We start from the raw sequence: 17,446 nt of genomic DNA on the forward strand, positions 1-17,446 counted from the left end.
CGGCCGTTCGGGCGCCGGTCGCTGCTGGCGCTGACCTGTCAGCTCGCGGAGCGGGGTGCGGGGACGTGCGGGGCGACACCGCGCAGGTGCGTCAGCACCACCGGGTCGATCCGCCCCGGCACGAGCCGCTCCTCCAGGTTCTCCAACCCGGCCCAGGAGATCAACGCCGCCTCCGTACCGTCGTCCGCCACCGGATGGCCCAGCGCGCCGAGCAACGCCGCCACCTCGGCGGCGACCGCGCCGCTCAGGTCGAGCAGGGTGGCCGGGTCGGGTCGGCCGAACAGCATGGTGTGCACAGTGAGCAGGCGACCCAGCTCGGCGACCGGGTTCGGGTGGTCGTCCACGCGCAGGTCCACCACCACGTCGCTGGTGCCGCCGTACCCGCCGCCGCGCTCGACCACGAGCAGGCCGGCGCTCTGCCGGCCACGCCGGTCGCCGCCGGCTTCGTCGCCAGCCCGCAGCGCGGCGACCAGCCGCTCGGCGAAGGGCAGCGCCGTTCCCGCCAGCCAGGCTTCGCCGAGGGCGTCGACGACCTCCGGGCCGGTGAGCACGTTGCCCTGCGCGGCCCAGCCGTCGCCGGTCCGCCCGCCGGCCCACGGGTGGCAGGCCGGCCCGGTCCAGCTGGCGCCCGAGCCGGTGGCCCCCACGACGCCGAGCTGTCGGTGCTCCCGGTCGGGGTCGGCGGCGATCAGCCCGGCCACCACGTCGGCGGCGGCCACCCCGGTGCGCAGCAGGGTGAGGCCCTGCGGGCGGTAGGCGAGGTTGACGTGCGCCTGGGTGGCCAGCGCGCCCACCTCGGCGGCGGCGGCCGGCACCAACGCGCCGGCGGCGAGGAACTTGCTGGCGACGGCCACGCCGTGCAGGCGGCCGTCGGCGGAGCGGGCGACGAGCGAGAAGGTCACCGGCCGAGAGTAACCGTCCCACGCCGAGGCGACATCGACGTGCGAGGCTCAGAACGGTGGCGCGGCGGCCTCCGGTGGGGCACCGTGGGCGCGACGGGCGTCGGCCACCGCGACCGCGGCCAGTACCAGCGCCCCGACTGCGGTCGCGAGCAAACCCGGGCAGGTACAGCAGCGGCACCGACGACGCCACCAGCACCGCGAGGGCGATCCACCGGGACGGGGAGATCCGCCCGAACACCTCGTATTCCAGGCGGGCCCGGCCCGCCAGGAACAGCGCCGGTCCGCCGAGCACCATGGCCAGCCACGGCCCAGGGATCCGCTCCAGCGGATGTTCGATGATCAGCTCGTAGCCGATCGCTGTGGCGGCGAGACCGATCACCATCAGCAGGTGGGTGTCGGACGCCGACCGGCCGATGGTGGCGGGGTGGCGGGCCTTCATCACCGCCTCGCCCAGGATCCGCCCGGCCCGTTGCACGTAAATGCGCCACAGCATGATCGAGGTGGCCAGCGCCAGCGCGAACGCCCACATGTGTCCCGACTCGTACGGGCCCACGCTGTATGCGAAACCCGCCACCAGGATCGTCTCGCCCAGCGCGACGAGGAAGAACTGCTGGTACCGCTCGGCCAGGTGCTCCCCGGCGATCTCCCACTTGGAGATCGTCGACCGGCCCAGGCCGGGCACCGGCCAGCGCCTGCGCCGTCGGTCCACCTCGAAGTGTTGGCGCCCTCTCCGCCCTGAAGGGCGGAGATTCCGGTCTGCTACACCCCCGAAGGGGCAAGCTCCCGGCGGGTTACCGCTTCCCCGCGCGGTGCCGGCACGGGTGCCGGTCTTACCTGCGCTCCACGGTCGTTGAGGTCCGCCCGTCCGGCGGCCCTGATGTTCTTGGCGGCGTTCACGTCTCGGTCGTGCAGGCTGCCGCATGGGCAGCCCCACGTCCGGACGTTGAGCGCCAACTTGTCGTTGATCCGGCCGCAGTCCGAGCACATGCGGGTCGACGGAAAGAACCGATCTACCCGGGCGAAGGTGCGCCCGCGCCGGGCGGCCTTGTACTCCAGCATGTCCGCGAACTGCGACCACCCAGCGTCGTGCACCGACTTCGCCAACCGTGTCCGGGCGAGACCGGTCACGCACAGGTCCTCGACGAACACCGCTTGGTTGTCGCGGATGATCTGCGTCGAAAGCTTGTGCTGCCAGTCCCGCCGGGTGTCGGCCACCTTCGCGTGCGCGCGGGCGACCTTCCGGACGGCCTTCTTGCGGTTGTTGCTACCCCGCTGCTTGCGGGACAAGCCCTGCTGCAACCGGCGCAGCTTGCGGGCTGCACGGCGCAGGAACTTCGGCGCGCTCACCTTCGTCCCGTCGGACATCACTGCGAAGTGCGTCAACCCCAGGTCGATGCCGACCTCCGAGTCCAGCTCGGGCAACGGCTGGTCGGCGGTCTGCACCACGAACGAGGCGAAGTGCCGACCGGCGGCGTCTCGGAGCACCGTCACCGACGTCGGCGCAGCCGGCAGCTCCCGCGACCAACGGACTTCCAGGTCGCCGATCTTCGGCAGCCGCAGTCGACCGTTGTCGAGGACCTTGAACCGGGCGTTGGCGGTGAACCGGACGGCCTGCCGGCTGTCCTTACGGGACCGGAACCGGGGAGCGGCGACCTTGCGACCCTTACGCTTGCCCGACAACGAGGCGAAAAAGTTGCGGTACGCGGTGGTCAGGTCCGCGAGGGCCTGCTGCTGCACCACCGACGACACATCGCCCAGCCACGCCCGCTCCGGCGTCAACTTCGCCACGGTAACCCGCTTGGACAGCTCGGCGTCTGCCGGATACGGCAGGCCAGCCTCGTGTGCTTCCTGTCGCACGCGCAGCCCGTCGTTGAACACCACCCGCGCGCACCCGAACGCCTTCGCCAGCGCCTCACGCTGGGCGCCATCCGGGTAGAGCCGGTAGTTGTACCGAAGCTGCACGCTTCGAGTCTACATTGGTCCATGGCTGATCTCGGAGACGTCCGCACTGGTAGACACTGTATTTTCGCGTTGCACGCCCACTTGGTCTTCGTGACCAAGTACCGGCACCGAGTCTTCTCTGACCAGCACCTCAAGCGAATGGAGGACATCATGCGGACGGTGTGCGCCGACTTCGAGACCGAGTTGGCCGAGTTCAACGGCGAGGACAACCACGTCCACCTGCTGGTGAACTTCCCGCCCAAGGTCGCCCTGGCGAAGCTGGTCAACTCTCTCAAGGGTGTGTCCAGCCGGCGGCTGCGCCAAGAGTTCCCTGACCTCGGCCGCCACTACTACCGCACCAACCGCCTGTGGTCGGCGTCATACTTCGCCGGCTCCGTCGGCGGGGCACCCCTGAGCGTCCTGCAGCAGTACATCGAGCAACAGAACCGTCCGGCCTAGGGCACGATCGGGCCTTGACGGCCCTCCCGCACGGGCTTTCGCCACCGCCCTCAAGGGCGGTGCACTAGCCCGCATTTCGGTAGCACTTCCCGCCGGACCGCACGGGCGGAAACCGGCGATTCTGCCCAACCCGGGGATCTTGCTCGGGCCCGCGTCAACGGGCACGATCGACCGGTGACGAATCGATGGGGCATGACGGTGCCGCTGGGCGGAATCGCGCTGGCGCAGCACGACGCGGCCTACGCGGCCCTCGACCGGGCCGGGTTCACCGACGTCTGGTCGTCCGAGGTCGCCGGGACCGACGCGTTCACCCCGCTGGCGCTCGCCGCGGCCTGGCAGCCGGGGCTGCGGCTCGGCACCGCGATCACACCGGTCTTCACCCGGGGCCCTGGGCTGCTGGCGATGAGCGCGGCGGCGCTGGCCGAGGCCGCGCCGGGCCGGTTCTCACTCGGCATCGGCGCGTCCTCACCCGTGCTGGTACGGGACTGGAACGCGGTGCCGTTCGATGAGCCGTTCCGCCGCACCCGCGACGTGCTGCGTTTCCTGCGCGCCGCGCTGGCCGGCGAGACCGTCGACGAGGCCTACGACACGTTCACCGTCCGCCGGTTCACGCTGGAACGACCGCCAGCGGTGCCGCCACCGATTCTGCTCGCCGCGCTGCGCCCGAGGATGCTCCGGCTGGCCGGCGCGGAAGCCGACGGGGTCATCCTCAACTGGCTCAGCGCCGACGACGTGCCGCGCGCCTTCGCCGAGCTGGGCGAGCGCCGCACCGGCTTCGAGGTCGCCGCCCGGATCTTCGTCTGCCCCACCGAGGACGCGGCGTACGCCCGGGCGCTGGGCCGTCGGCTCATCACCAGCTACCTCACCGTCCCGGCGTACGCCGAGTTCCACCGCTGGCTCGGCCGCGACGAGGCGCTCGCGCCCATGTGGGCGGCCTGGGCCGCCGGTGACCGGCGCGGGGCCAGCGCGGCGGTGCCCGACGAGGTGGTCGACGCGCTGGTGCTGCACGGCTCACCGGAGCGGTGCCGCGCCGAGGTGCGCCGCTACGCCGACAACGGGGTGGACGTGCCGGTCGTCGCGCTGCTGCCCACTCCCGAGGTCACCGCCGGCGGCGCGACCGCGCTGCTCAGCCTCATCGCCCAGTTGGGCACCAACTCCGTGGAGGCGTCCGCGTGAACCTCACCGACCGGATCGTGGTGGTCACCGGCGGAGCCGGCGGCATCGGCGCGGCGCTGTCGCGCCGGTTCGCCGCGGAGGGGGCCGCCGCCGTGGTGGTCGCCGACCTGGACGCCGACGCGGCCCGCGCGGTGGCCGAGGGCATCGGCCCGGTCGCGCACGCCCGCGCCCTCGACGTCACCGACGAGGAGCAGGTCCGCGCGCTGGTCGCCGACACCGAGCAGCGGTACGGCCGGATCGACCTGTTCTGCGCCAACGCGGGGGTGACCACCGGCGGGGGAGTGGAGGTCGACGACGCCGGCTGGGACCGCTCCTGGCGGGTCAACGTGCTGGCCCACGTCTACTCGGCCCGCGCGGTGCTGCCCGGAATGCTCGCCCGGGGCGGCGGGCACCTGCTGCACACCTGCTCCGCGGCCGGTGTGCTGACGGCGGTGGGCGACGCCGCGTACACCGCGACGAAGCACGCGTCGGTGGGGTTCGCGGAGTGGCTGGCCATCACCTACCGGGACCGGGGCATCCGGGTCAGCGCGCTCTGCCCGCAGGGGGTGGACACCCCGATGCTCGCCGACGGGCTCGCCGACAATCACCTCGGTGCCCGGGTGGTCGCCGCGTCCGGTGCGGTGCTCACCCCGGACCAGGTCGCCGACGCGGCCATCGCCGGACTGGCCGAGGAACGGTTCCTGATCCTGCCGCACCCCGAGGTCGCCGACTACGCGCGCCGCCGCGCCGAGGACCCGGACGGCTGGCAGGCCGGCATGCGCAAACTCATCCGCCGCCTGACGACCTGACGCGGTCGACGCGGTCCGCGCGGTCCGCCCGTCGCGATTCAGCTCGGCGATCTTGCACTTTCGGTCGCCGACTTGCGCACAATGCCCCTTACGTCGGGGCAGAAAGTGCAAGATCGCGCAGGAGGGTGGGCGCGACTAGCGGCGGCGGCGCAGGGGTGCGGGGTGGACGGACCAGAGTAGGCGGCGCCACCAGGGGCGGGCCGAGCGCAGGGTGGCCACGTAGGCGGTGGCCACCTCGGCGGCCCGCGTCGCCTGCTCCCTGGTTGCGGCACCGGGGGCAAACCCCACCTGATTGAGCAGGTTTGCCAGCTCGTCGACTGTCGGGCTCGACGCGTCCGCGTCCGTCGTACCGCCGGTGGCCGTCGCGCGAGCGGCCACGCCGGCGGGGTCGGCGGGCTCACCGGCCCCGCCACCTCCGATTCGGCCGAGGCGGGCGTCGGTGAGGGCTTGGCGGGCGTGCCCGGCGATCTCGGTGGCGGCCAGGTCGTCCCCGACCGGTCTGCCGGCCAGCCGGAGCGCGTCGGTGACCTCCCGCCAGGCGCCGGCGATGCGCTGGCCGGGGTCGCCCCGCACGAGCCGGCTGCGGGTGAGGGAGCGGCGCATCGCCAGCAGGGTGAGCAGGAGGGCCCCCACCACCAGCAGCAGGCCGCCGCTGCCGCCGGCGACCAGCACCGGCGTGGAGACCCCGTCCCGGCCGGGCGGGGCATCGGCGGCGGTTGCCGGTTCCGGCGAGACGCTGGGCTCCGCTGTCGGTGCCGGCGCCTCCGACGGCGGCGGGTCCTCCGGCGTCGGACGGAAATCCTCCTCCACCGGTCTCGGCTCGTCGTTCGGGCGGGGCAGCGGGTCGAACGCCACCCAGCCCAGCCCGTCGAAGAGCACCTCCGGCCAGGCGTACGCGTCACCGGCCAGCACCAGCCCCTGCCCGCTGCTCCGGAAGCCCACCACCACCCGCGTGGGCAGCCCGGAGAGCCGGCCGAGGACCGCGAAGGCCGCCGCGAACTGCTCCGAGGTGCCCTCCTGCCCGCCGCCGTTGCGGGGTCCGAACAGGAAGAAACCCAGATTCGGGTACGCGTGCCCGCTCGGGGCATCCGCCACCACCCGGTAGTGCTCGGCCAGGAACTGCTCGATCGCTGACGCCCGCGCGTACGGCGCGCCGTTCTCCTCGGCGAGTTGGGTGGCCAGCCGGCGCATCGGGTCGGGCACCCCGTCCGCGACCCGCAGCACCCGGGCCACCTCGTCGCCGGCGGGCACGTTCGCGCTGGCCAACAGGTTCTGGTCGGGGCGTTCCTCGGCGGAGGTCACCGTGTACCGCAGCCCCGGCGTCAGCCCTTCCGGCCGGATCAGCGTTCCGCTCGCCGGGTCGTACGCCACCCGCGCCCCACTGACCTCCCGGGGCGTCGCCACGGCGGGCAGCAGCCGGCCGCTCAACTCGGCGACGCTGATCTGCTGCCGGACCGTCTGCATTGTGCTGTCCCGGGCCGGAGTCGCGGCCGGCAGGATCCGCCCGGCGTTGCGGTACGTCGCGCCGACGCGCCAGGTCACCCCGTCGTAGTCGCTGAGCACCGCCAACCGGATCCGCACACTGCGCGCGGTGCCCGCCGCCGGGTCAGCCTCGTTCGGGGCGTCGGCGGGCGGTGCGTCGGGGCGTTCCGTGCTCACGTCGAGGAGCTTCTGCTCCGGGTGCAGCGCCCAGCCGGAGATCCGGATCAACGGGTTCTCGTCGAGCGCCTGCACCTGCGGCGGCTCCACGTACCGGCGCGGGTCCACCGGCCGGCCGTCGACCTGCTCCGCGACGACCGGGCCGAGCAACGCCACCAGCCCGACCACCACTGCCACCCCGAGTGCCGCGCTGGTGGCCAGCCGCAGTCGCACCGCCGCGCGTACCCGGGGGGTCAGCTCGGTGGTCGGATCGCCGCCGCCCGCCGTCCGGGTGGGGGTCGCCAGGCCGAGGGCCGCGACCGCGACGAACACCAGCGTCGACCCCACCGCCGGTTCGGCGTTCGGGCCGACCACGTAGAGGGCGGCGGCGTAGAGCCCCGCCGCCGGCAGGTAACCCAGCAGCACCCGGCCGGTGCGCAGCGCCACCTCCGCGCCGGTCAGCCCGGCCAGCCAGGCCGCGACGACCGGCACCAGCACCGTGTCCGGGGTGGGCTCCACCGGGATCATCGCGGTGAGCAGCCGGGGGATGCCGTTGCGGGCGGCGTCCGTGGTGACCTCCAGCAGGCCGCCCGGCAACTCGGCGCGGGTGGCGGCCAGCCGCAGCGACCACAGTGTCCAGCCGGCCATCGCGGCCACCGACACCGGCGCCACCAGCCAGGACGGCAGCCGCCGGGCGGCCACGCTGACCAGCACCGAACCCGCCGCCGCGCCGACGACCAGCCAGGTCAGCAGGCCACCGGCGTACACCCGGCCGAGGACCACCCCGGCGAGCGCCGTCAGCCCGATCAGCGCCAGCGGCAGGACCGCCGCCCGCAGCACCCGCACGGTGCCCGTCACCACCGGCGCACCCCGTCCCACTCGGCGGCGAACTGCGCGCCGTCCGCCGCGTCGACGACCACCAGGCCGGCGGCGCCCGGCGGCGTCGGCTCGGCCGCGCCGAACACCCCGACCACCACCGACGGGTACGCCCCGCGCAGCGCCCCGACGTGCCCCAGGTCCGCCCGGCCACCCGGCCCGGTCAGGAAGACCAACGTGTCGCCGAGCCGGTCCTGCCGCAGCCGGGTGGTGGCCGCCCGCACCGCGTCACCGTCGGCGGACAGGTCGGCGGCGGCGAGCCGGTCCAGCGGCCCGAGCGCGCCGTCGGCCTCGCCGTCGGGCGTCGTGACCTCCGCCGGCTCCGCGGCGACCAACAGCAACAGCACCGGCAGGTCGGCGCGGTGCGCGGCGGTGATGATCGACGCCGCCGCCTCACAGGCCGACTCGAACGACTCCGCCACACCGCCGACCCGCTGCGGGTGCGCGGCGGCACGGTTGTCCAGCAGGACGACCAGGCGCGGCAGGCTGGTGTCCACGTTCTCCCGCACCATCAGCTCACCCACCCGGGCGCTGGTGCGCCAGTGCACGCGGCGCAGCTCGTCGCCGACCACGTACTCCCGCAGCGAGTCGAACGTGATCGACCCGTGCGGGACCCCGTCCACCCGGCCGTCGAGGCTGCGCCCCGCGCCTCTGGGCACCGCCGTCAGCGGGTGGATCCGGGGGTGCACCCAGACCGGCACCGCCGCACCGTACGGGCGGGCCAGCGCCACCAGCCCCAGCGGATCGCGCCGGGTCACCCGCAGCGGACCGACCGGTACCACTCCACGGCGGTCGGTCGGCACGTCGTAGCGGACCTCGGTGTTCCGGCCGGGCCGCAGGCGCAGTACCGGCACCGGCACGGCCCGCTCCCCGCACCGGTCCTCGGCCAGCAGGTTCGCCGAGCGCAGCCGCCCGGTGTTGCGCACTGTCAACGTCATGCTCGCCGGCTCGCCGCGCGCCACCCGGTCCGGGTCTGCGCGGCGGGTCACCGTCAGTCGGGGCCGCCAGGCCGCGACCAGCGCGGCGTAGCCGACGGCCGCGCCGGCCGCCGCGCCGAGCAGCGTCAACTCGGGGTACGCGAACCGGAAACCCACCCCCAGCAGCACCACGGCGGCGACAAGCAGCCCGACCCCACGGGCGGTGATCCCCATCGCGCTGCTGCCGGTCAGCCCTGCACCGGAGCGGGTTGCCCCGACGGCAACGGCACCGGCACCGAGGCGACGGCCTGGCGCAGCACCTCCGCAGGGGTCATCCCGCGCACCTGGGCGTCCGGGGTGAGCAGCAGCCGGTGCGCGAACACCGCCTCGACGAGCGCCTTCAGATCCTCCGGCATGATCCAGCCCCGCCCGTCGATCAGCGCGTACGCGCACGCCGCGCGGGTCAACGCGATCACGCCCCGGGGGCTGACCCCGACGCGCACCTGCGGGTGGGTGCGGGTGGCCGCGGCCAACCGGACCGCGTACGCGTAGAGCGGCTCGGCGATGTGCACCCGGCGGGCCATCCGGACCATCTCGCCGACGGTGGCGGTGTCGGTGACCGGGGCGAGCGCCTCGGGCGACCGCACTGTCGCGCCGCGCAGCACCTCGACCTCGACGGCCTCGTCCGGGTACCCGACGGAGAGCTTCACCAGGAAGCGGTCCAACTGCGCCTCGGGCAGCCGGTAGGTGCCGTCCATCTCCACCGGGTTCTGCGTAGCGACCACCAGGAACGGCGACGGCACCGGGTGCCGGACCCCGTCCACCGTGACAGTGCGTTCCTCCATCACCTCCAGCAGCGCCGACTGGGTCTTCGGCGACGCCCTGTTGATCTCGTCGGCGATGACGATGTTGGCGAAGACCGGCCCCGGATGGAACTCGAAGTCCCGGGTCGCCTGGTTGAAGATCGTCACGCCGGACACGTCCGAGGGGAGCAGGTCGGGCGTGAACTGGATGCGCCGCCACTCGCCCTTCACAGTGGCGGCGATGGCCCGTGCCAGGGTCGTCTTACCGACCCCGGGCACGTCCTCCAGCAGCACGTGACCCTGGGCGAAGAGCGCGGTCAGTGCCAGCCGCACCACCTGCGGCTTGCCGAGCACCACCGCGTTGACGTTCTCGGCCAGCCGGGCAGCCAAAGCGGCGAAGCCCTGCACCTCCGGCTGGGTGAGCGGCTCGTGGGTGTTCACGGTCGGTGGTGCTCCTCGCCTGGTGTTTCAGCAGGTGGGCAGGACGTTGATGTTGTCGCCGCCCTCCAGGTTGAGCCAGGCCCAGGGGATGTAGTTCTTCCCCTCGTAGTTCACCTGCACCCACCAGGTGCTGCGCTTGTCGTTGTTGTAGATGTAGGCGTACACCTCTTCGCCCGACTTCTTGCAGTACGCCTGCAGCCGGCTGCCCGGCTTCGCCCAGCCCACCTGCTTGTCGTTGTCCTGCCGGGCGACCGAGAAGATCTCATTGCCGTTGCGGCCTTCCCGGTCTCGGTCACAGTAGGTCGACTCGGGCCCGGACGCGCCGTTGCGGCAGGTCGCGATCCCGTGCAGCGGCTGCGTTTTCTGGGCCCGCGTCGCGGTGCCCTTACCGGCGGCGTTGCTCGCCGTCACCGTGAAGGTGTAGTTGGTGCCCGGCGTCAGGCCCGTCATCGTGATGCTGGAGCACGCCCCGGCCTTCGCCGGTTCGCCCGTCGTGGTCAGCGTGCAGGTGGCCTGGCCGCCACCGGCGTCCACTGTGAACGTGACAGTCGCCCCGGTGGCCGTCGACGACGAGCCGGTCACCGTGACCCGTGGCTCGGCCACCGTTCGTGCGGTGGCGGTGGCCTCCGGGCCCGGCCCCGCCTCGTTGACCGCCTTCACCTTCACCGTGACGTTCTGGCCGTTGCCCAGCCCGGTGACGGTCGTGCGGGTGTCGGTCACCTCGCTGACCCGCCCACCGACGTCCACCAGGTACTTCGTCACCGGCCGACCGTTGGCATCCGCCGGAGCCCACTGCACCGTCACCGCGCCCGGCTGGTTGGCTACCGTGCCGGCGCGCAGGTTGAGCGGCCGACCGGGCGCCGCGAAGGGCACCACCGTGTTGCTGACCGGGGAAGCCGCCGACCCGGCGCCCTTGCTGTTGACCGCCACCACTGTGAACGCGTACTGGGTGCCGAACTCCAGCTCACCGGCGGGCACCACCAGCTCCGTCTTTGTCGACTCGCCGGCCGGGGCGTTCGTGCCCGCCGAACTGGCCGTCACCGCGTATCTCGCGATGGTGTTGCCCTGCCCGTTCGCCGCCGGCCACTTGACGAGGACCGTGCCGTCCGGCCGCTCCTGGGCGGTGACGCTCGCCGGCGGGTCGGGCACCGCGGCGGTCGGCGTCACCGGGTTGCTGTTGCGCGGCGGACCGTCGCCCTTGGCGTTGACGGCGTGCACCGCGAACCGGTACGTCTCGCCGTTGGTCAGGCCCTTGACCTCCACCGCACGCTGGTTGGCACCCACCTCCAGGCGCTGCCCGGCGCCCTGCACCACGTACTTGATGATCTCGGCGCCGTTGGCGGCGGCCGGGCGCCAACTCACCCGCGCCTGGGCGTTGCCGGCGGCGGCGGTGACGCTGCGCGGCGCGCTCGGCTTGCCCACCCGCGGCTTCTTCGGCGGAGGCGGCGGCGGAGGAACCGGCGGCGGGTCGCCGCCGAGCACGTCGTTGGCGTACTTGTTGACCTCGCGCACCTGGTGCTTGTCGTCCACCACCCGGGCGGTCGCCGAGTCGGGGGAGTTGATGAACAGGTGGTTCTCCCGGACCTCCAGCTCCAGCGGCCCGTTGGCCCGCCCGCGGATGGTCTCGACCAGCTGACCCGCCGCGTCGAAGGAGTAGATGGTGCCGGTCGCCTCGTCGGCGCAGTAGAACCGGTTGGCCCAGGCCACCGCCGGGCTGAGCCGGTCCCCCTCACCCGGCACGGTGAACCCGCTCTCCTGCCCACCGTCACCCACCAGCAGCACCCGCCGGTCGGCGGTCACCGTGACCGGCACCCGTGGGCCGCTGGTGCGCGCGGGCAGCGCCGCCGGACCGGACAGGGTCAGCACCGTCGGGTGCACCTCACCGCGCTGCACCCGCACCAGCTTCCCGGCCGTCCGGTCGAGCACCGCCACCCCGTCGTCCAGGGTGGAGACGACCAGCTCGTGGCTGGCGTCGGCGACGTCGTACGACTCGACCCGCTGCGGGCTGAGCCCGGCACCCGCGGGCGCGGCCGACGCCGGCGCGGACGGCAGCTTGGCGGCGGTGATCGCCGAGACGGTGCCCTGGCTGGGCACCGCGATCCAGAGTCGACCCTTGCCGTCGAAGGTGCCGCCGGTGATGCCCGGCGGATAGCGCACCGGCTCGCCGACCGGGGTCAACGATCGCGGGTCGAGCTGCCGGACGATGCCCTGCACGGCGTCGACGACGAACGCCGCATCCTCGTACAGGGCGACACTCACGCCCAGGCCGGGGGTGGTCCGGGTGGTCGCGCTGAGCTGGAGGGTGGCCAGATCCAGGGAGCTGACCTGCCCGGTCTGCAGGTCCCGCAGGATCAGCAGCCGGTCGGTCTGGGTGATCTGCATCGGATGCTGCCGGGCACCGGGGATCTCGGTGCGGGTGTCCACCCGGGCGGTGACCCCGTTGACCCGGGCCAGCTCGCTGCGCGCCGCGCTCCACAGCCAGGAACTCGCGTCGTAGTTGGCCACCGCGTTGTCCGCCGCGCCCAACCCGAGGACGGTCAGCCCCATGGCGGCCAACAGCGCGGCCACCGTGCCGACGGTCACCAGCCCGCCGCGCAGCCGGGACCGGGGGCGGGGGGCCTCGGTCTGTACGGCGTCGTCGATGCTGGCCACAGCCGGCTGCCTCCCTGAGTCGTGGCAGGTGGCGCGCCTTCCGGCGACCCCTCCCCTGAGCCGGGTGCCATCATATGGCGCTGGTGGTGGCGGGGGAACCCGCACCGTCACCCCTGTGGATACCGAGAGTGTGCGTTGTGGACGTCCAGCTCAGCCCGGCTTCGGTTCGACTCAGCGTGGCGACGGTCGGCCGGAGGGCTCCCCACTCGGTGTGGCTTCGCGTTCCCGCGCGGTGCAGACCTGCCCGGAAGTCGCAAAGCTGTCAGTGGAGTAGACCGCCAACACGGTGAAACAGTGATCCACTCGGGAGTTCAACCCGTTGACCGTGTAGTTGGTCCGGCCCGGGTCCACGGTGGCGATCACGCCTAGGGCCTGCCCGGCCCGCCCGGCGGCGACCATGAACGGCACCGCGCCGCCGGTCGGGTCCGTCCAGGTCAACGTGATCGTTGTCGAATCGTCGCGCAACTTCAGGTCGCCCGGCGGAAGCCCGGCCGCCGTCGGTGCCGCCGCCGTCGGCGCGGTCCCGGACGGCGGCGGATCGTCGCGGGTCAGCATCACCGCACCCAGGCCCGCCACCGCCACGACGGCCACCCCGGCCGCCACGGCCGCGCCGATCAGCGCCGCCCGGTTGCGGCCCGTCGACCCACCGTCATCGGCGTACGCCGGCCGGTACGCGTCCGGCGGGTGGTACTGCTGACCCGGGTACGGCACCTGGTGCTGGCCCTGGGTCGGGTACGGCGCCTCGGGGGGCTGGTGGTGGTACTGCTGGACCGGTGGCGGTGCGGCCGGCGGCGCCAGCGCCGGGTCGGCGCCTGGTGACCACGCCGGTTGCGCAACAGGGCTCGGCTGCGCGGCGATGGGGCTTGCCTGAGCGAGGCTCGGGTTTGCCTGAGCGAGGCTCGGGTTTGCCTGAGCGAGGCTCGGGTTTGCCTGGGCGGCGGTGAAGTGCGCCTGGGCGGCACTGGCGCTCGCCTGCGGGGGGACAGGGTTCGCCGGGGCGGCCGTCGGGGCGGGCTGGGCGGCGGCTCGCCAGCCCGGACTGGCCTCAACCCCGGCCGGGCCGCCGTGCGCCGGAACGGACGGCATTACCACGGTCTGGTCGGACGGCGCGCTACGGGCCCGCTGAGTCGGCACCACTGGGGCGTCGAGGATGCCCAGCCCGGAGTCGCCGTCCGCACCGGTGCCGCCCTCGTCCATCCTGGTCGGGGCGGGCGTGCTCGGCCCGGCGGTGACGGTCTGCACAGCCGCCGTGTTCTGCGGAGGTGTCGTGGTGTGGGTGGGGGAGTCGGCACCTGGATTGGGCAGGGGCTGCGGTGGGGCGCTGCTGCTCCAGGGCGGTGCGGTCAACCCCCAGGGCGGCACGGGTGGTGCGCTCACCGGAGGCGCGGAGACGGGTGGTCCGTAGCCGGGTGGTGCGGAGACCGGGTATGGCTGGGCCGGTGGTCCGGAGACCGGATAGGGCTGGCTGGGTGGCGCGGAGATCGGATGCGGGGTCACCGGTGGTGCGCTGGTGGGTTGGGCTGGTGGTCCGCTCACCGGGTACGCCGGCCCTGGGTGGTCAGCGGTCGGGGAGGGCCTGCCCGATGATGTCGCCTCGGCACCGGACACGTTGTGCGATTCGGTCCGCGCGGTTGGCCGGGCGGCCTCCTCGGCGAGCAGCGGCTCGATCTGCCGTACCCGGATCGTGGGGTTGTCCCAGCGAGGTGCCGGCACCGCCGGTGTCGCCGGCGGGACGGTCGCCGGTACGTCGACCACCGGCGGGGTCGCCTGGTCGCCCACCCGTTGACGTGGTGCCACGGCCGGCCCGGACGGCGGTCGGTCTGGTGACCGCTGCCCGGCCGGCGTCGTCGGCGGGCCTTCAGCCCTCGGCCGGAGCATCGGGTTGACCGCTGGCCGGGACGGTCCAGGCGGTTGCTCATCGGCGTGTTCACGGGGCGGCATTGCACGCTCGGGTGGTTGCCCATCGGTGCGCCGAAGCGATGGTTGCGCATCCGTGGGGGGTTGCACGCCGACGCCCGAGCCGAGCGACATCGCATTCGCCGGCGGTGCCGCGTCGGCGCGCGGGCGGGGCGGCGTCACGGGTCTGGGTGGGGCCGTCGGCGGGCCGGGCCGCGCTGGCGCGATCGAGGGGGCTGCCGCCGGCTGAACGGGCGTCGCCGGAGGGGCTGGGACCGGTGCCGCGGTGGCGTGGCCGGGCGACGTGGGTGTGGCTGGTGCGCGTACCGCTGGAGGGGTTTGTTGGGGTGCGGCCGGCGGTTGCGGCGCCCACTGTGAGACGGCGGGCGGCGGGCCACCGGCGGAGGGCCGCATCGCGGCGAGGGTCGCCAGCGACAGGGTCGGGCCGGAGAGCGCCGACCGGGCACCGGGCTCGGTCACCGGGGCGACTGCGGCCGGACCGGGCGTCGGCGCGGGGTGCTGCTCGCCCGGCGTCGACGGGGGTGGGCCGAGGTAGTCGCGGGCTGCGCGTACCGCCGGGTGGTTCTCCCCCAGCGCGGCGGGACCGGCGGTGGCGACGCGGGTGTAGTTGCGGCGGGCCTCGTGCCGGTTGCCGAGCTCCTCCGCCACCTCGGCGAGCTCGAAGGCGAGCGCGAGCATCAGCGGGTCGGAATGCTCCCAGCGCCGCTCGCCCGCCGCGAATGCCTCCTCCAACACCCGGCGGGCGGCAAGCGGCTCGTTCCCCTCCCGGTGCAACCGTGCCAGCAGGTGTGTGGTGTGCAGCACCTCGGGATGATCGTCACCGTATGGCGGGGGAGCGGACTCGACGGCCTCCGCGAGCAGTTGCCGGGCGGCGCTGAGGTCGCCCGCGGCGCGCAGGGCGAGGGCTCGGTGCTGGGCGGCTGCCAGGGGGGAGGGATGGGACACGTGGCAATGCTGCCGTCAGAGGCCGCCGGACGCTACCCGGACACGCCCCGACGGTGTGCCGGTGCGGCCGTTTTGAGGCGGCTTGAGCAGCGGCGGAAGCGCCGTGTGAGAGGCGCCGGAAGGCGATGTGCATGATCCACGAGCGGCGTGTACAGTAACTCCCCGTGCGGCCCGCTGTGCTGACTGCCGGATGGAAGATCATCTGGTCGGCGAGGTAGGCTGAACGTGTAGGTCCGGGTGGCGGAATGGCAGACGCGCTAGCTTGAGGTGCTAGTACCCGTATAGGGTGTGGGGGTTCAAGTCCCCCCTCGGACACGTTATTTCCACACGAACTGTGATGGTTGTTCGTGTTTTGCGTGATCCCCGTCCCGTTGGGCGGGGATTTTTGCTGTCGTGGTGAGGAAGCTCCCCGCCGGGGTGAGCGGGTAGATCGCGGTCTCGGCTTCGATGGTCCATGCGTGGTGGTCACAGACGATGATCATGTTGTTGGTGCGTATGTAGGCGGCAAGCTCATCCGGGTCGGGGCTGCGCAGCGCGGGATGGTGACGGTGTAGCCCGCGGTCGTGTCGGATGCGGTCGAGCAGGTGGTCTTCCCGGATGTAGAGGATCTTCGGTTGGGCGGAGGTTCTGGTGCGGGTGCTCGTGTGTCCGTGGCGGCAGCGGTAGCCGGGTCGGTCGTGGACCCAGTGGGAGTCCATGATGCGGCCGCACACGCCGCAGCAGATCACTCCGGCCAACAAGTAGCAGCGGGGGATGCCGTCGGCTGAGGTCGGTGCGGTGTGGATTGCCTGGACGGCGACGAAGTGTTCTTCGCTGACCAGCGGAGTATGCGCGATCTCGCGGGAGATGACCCAGTCGGTGGAGGCGCTCGACCGTTGGATCTCGTGGTGTCGATCGAAGGTTCCCTGTCCAGGGAGGGCGTCACGGTCGTTGCGTTGACGGTTCCAAACCTGCCGCCCGGTGTAACGGGGGTTGGCCAGGATCGCCGCGACAGTGGTCAGCATCCACTGGCTGCCGCTGCGGTGGGGGTTACGCGCTGGGTCGGCGCCGGACGGGCACGGGACGCCGTTGTCGTTGAGGGCGCGGGCGACGCTGGCCACGCTCCGGCCGGCAAGCCGCTGCTCGAAGATCCACCGGACGTGGGGTGCGGTGGCAGGGTCGGGCTCCAAGCGGTGCAGGCGCCGTCCCCAGGCGGCGTGGGCGCGGTTCGGATGAGGGCCGGCGTGGGTCAGCCGGTAGCCGTAGGGTGGCCGGCCGCCGAGATGTCGGCCCTGCAACTCGGTCTGAGCGCGCATGGCCGCGGTCGTGCGATGCCGGGCTCGGGACACCTCCCGCTGGGAGTGCACACCCAGCAGGTCCAGCAACGCCAGCTGCCGCGGGTTGTTGAAGTCCACCGGCCCATAGGTTTCCGGCAGCCACAGCTGCACGCCATGCCTGAGCAAGGTGGGAGTCAACTGTTCAAGCTGCTGGCCGTGGAAGGCACGTTCGTACTCACCGACGACGATCGCGTCGAACCCGCGTGCCGAATCCATCACCGCGGCGAGCAGCCGTGACGCCTGCGGCCGGTCCGACCAGGCCACCCGGCGAGAGATGCCCTCGTCGAAGAACTCCACCACGATCCGACCGTGGTCGGCGATCAGGTCGTCAGCGTAGTCACGCTGCCACCGACACGACGACGCCCGATCCTGAAAGTCGACGGTGGACATCCGTCCATAGAACGCAAAGCGCAGTCCATCCGCAGGCGGGGTGAACCGTTGTGGCCGTACCTTGCGCTGCCCGGCAGCCCACGCCGAAAGAGTGCTCCGTCCCGGTTTTGCCGCCGCCCTCGTCGCCATAGGACCTCCACGATCGGTGCGTCTACCCCGTCCTGGTTCCCACATCCAGGGTAAGAGGGATCGGGTTGCGCCCACGGGAGTGGTGTACGACTTGCCCGTGATGGGCGTGTTGGGTAGATAGGAGACGGCCACCGCGCGATCCTTCGAGACGGCTAA

11 protein-coding genes, 1 tRNA gene and 1 pseudogene are annotated in these 17,446 nt (G+C 73.1%); 4 read left to right on the forward strand and 9 right to left on the reverse strand.

Annotated elements, in window-relative coordinates; translation table 11 throughout:
- Nucleotides 1-38: 38 nt before the first annotated feature.
- From ACIA47_RS27520 to ACIA47_RS27530, 3 genes and pseudogenes are all read right to left on the reverse strand, one after another.
- Nucleotides 39-902 (reverse strand): DUF1028 domain-containing protein, encoded by an 864-nt coding sequence (locus ACIA47_RS27520; RefSeq protein WP_396711297.1) that lies wholly within the window; start codon nt 900-902, stop codon nt 39-41.
- Nucleotides 903-1,119: 217 nt separating this feature from the next.
- Nucleotides 1,120-1,611: pseudogene (locus ACIA47_RS27525) on the reverse strand (low temperature requirement protein A); the annotation flags it as partial.
- Nucleotides 1,612-1,661: 50 nt separating this feature from the next.
- Nucleotides 1,662-2,864: an RNA-guided endonuclease InsQ/TnpB family protein gene (locus tag ACIA47_RS27530; RefSeq protein WP_396711298.1), complete on the reverse strand. Its 1,203-nt coding sequence runs from the start codon at nt 2,862-2,864 to the stop codon at nt 1,662-1,664.
- Between the two features lie 21 nt (nt 2,865-2,885).
- Between ACIA47_RS27530 and tnpA the strand changes: the two genes are divergently transcribed.
- The 3 genes from tnpA to ACIA47_RS27545 all read left to right on the forward strand — a co-directional run bounded on the left by tnpA (nt 2,886) and on the right by ACIA47_RS27545 (nt 5,266).
- Nucleotides 2,886-3,302, forward strand: a complete 417-nt coding sequence (gene tnpA, locus ACIA47_RS27535) for an IS200/IS605 family transposase (protein WP_396711299.1) — start codon at nt 2,886-2,888, stop codon at nt 3,300-3,302.
- A 192-nt stretch (nt 3,303-3,494) separates the two neighbouring features.
- Nucleotides 3,495-4,478, forward strand: a complete 984-nt coding sequence (locus ACIA47_RS27540; RefSeq protein ID WP_396711314.1) for an LLM class F420-dependent oxidoreductase — start codon at nt 3,495-3,497, stop codon at nt 4,476-4,478.
- A complete protein-coding gene (locus ACIA47_RS27545) occupies nt 4,475-5,266 on the forward strand; it encodes an SDR family oxidoreductase (RefSeq protein WP_396711300.1) in 792 nt (263 codons plus the stop codon). Before ACIA47_RS27540 ends, ACIA47_RS27545 begins: the two co-directional genes overlap by 4 nt.
- Nucleotides 5,267-5,401: 135 nt before the next feature.
- Here ACIA47_RS27545 and ACIA47_RS27550 read toward each other — a convergent pair whose 3' ends face one another.
- The 5 genes from ACIA47_RS27550 to ACIA47_RS27570 all read right to left on the reverse strand — a co-directional run bounded on the left by ACIA47_RS27550 (nt 5,402) and on the right by ACIA47_RS27570 (nt 15,455).
- On the reverse strand, nt 5,402-7,783 hold the full coding sequence (locus ACIA47_RS27550) for a transglutaminaseTgpA domain-containing protein (RefSeq protein ID WP_396711301.1): 2,382 nt from the start codon (nt 7,781-7,783) through the stop codon (nt 5,402-5,404).
- Entirely contained in the window at nt 7,759-8,931 is a 1,173-nt protein-coding gene (locus ACIA47_RS27555; RefSeq protein WP_396711303.1) for a DUF58 domain-containing protein, read from the reverse strand. Before ACIA47_RS27555 ends, ACIA47_RS27550 begins: the two co-directional genes overlap by 25 nt.
- Before the next feature lie 14 nt (nt 8,932-8,945).
- The gene (locus ACIA47_RS27560; RefSeq protein WP_112583044.1) at nt 8,946-9,941 is read right to left on the reverse strand and encodes a MoxR family ATPase; all 996 of its coding nucleotides are present in this window, start codon (nt 9,939-9,941) and stop codon (nt 8,946-8,948) included.
- Between the two features lie 27 nt (nt 9,942-9,968).
- Nucleotides 9,969-12,593 (reverse strand): fibronectin type III domain-containing protein, encoded by a 2,625-nt coding sequence (locus ACIA47_RS27565; protein ID WP_396711304.1) that lies wholly within the window; start codon nt 12,591-12,593, stop codon nt 9,969-9,971.
- A 171-nt stretch (nt 12,594-12,764) separates the two neighbouring features.
- Nucleotides 12,765-15,455, reverse strand: coding sequence for a tetratricopeptide repeat protein (locus ACIA47_RS27570; protein WP_396711305.1), 2,691 nt, complete (start codon nt 15,453-15,455; stop codon nt 12,765-12,767).
- A gap of 231 nt (nt 15,456-15,686) precedes the next feature.
- On the opposite strand from ACIA47_RS27570, the gene ACIA47_RS27575 reads away from it, so the two are divergent.
- Nucleotides 15,687-15,770, forward strand: a tRNA-Leu gene (locus tag ACIA47_RS27575).
- A gap of 2 nt (nt 15,771-15,772) precedes the next feature.
- On the opposite strand, the gene ACIA47_RS27580 is transcribed toward ACIA47_RS27575, so the two are convergent.
- A partial coding sequence (locus tag ACIA47_RS27580; protein WP_396711306.1) for a recombinase family protein occupies nt 15,773-17,446 on the reverse strand: 1,674 nt, incomplete at its 5' end.

This window comes from Micromonospora sp. NPDC051227 (assembly GCF_044455385.1).
Taxonomy (GTDB): domain Bacteria; phylum Actinomycetota; class Actinomycetes; order Mycobacteriales; family Micromonosporaceae; genus Micromonospora.

Coding starts and splice junctions, on each gene's coding strand:
- ACIA47_RS27555 (WP_396711303.1), bottom strand. CDS start 8,931: ATGGGGATCACCGCCCGTGGGGTCGGGCTGCTTGTCGCCGCCGTGGTG.
- ACIA47_RS27540 (WP_396711314.1), top strand. CDS start 3,495: ATGACGGTGCCGCTGGGCGGAATCGCGCTGGCGCAGCACGACGCGGCC.
- tnpA (WP_396711299.1), top strand. CDS start 2,886: ATGGCTGATCTCGGAGACGTCCGCACTGGTAGACACTGTATTTTCGCG.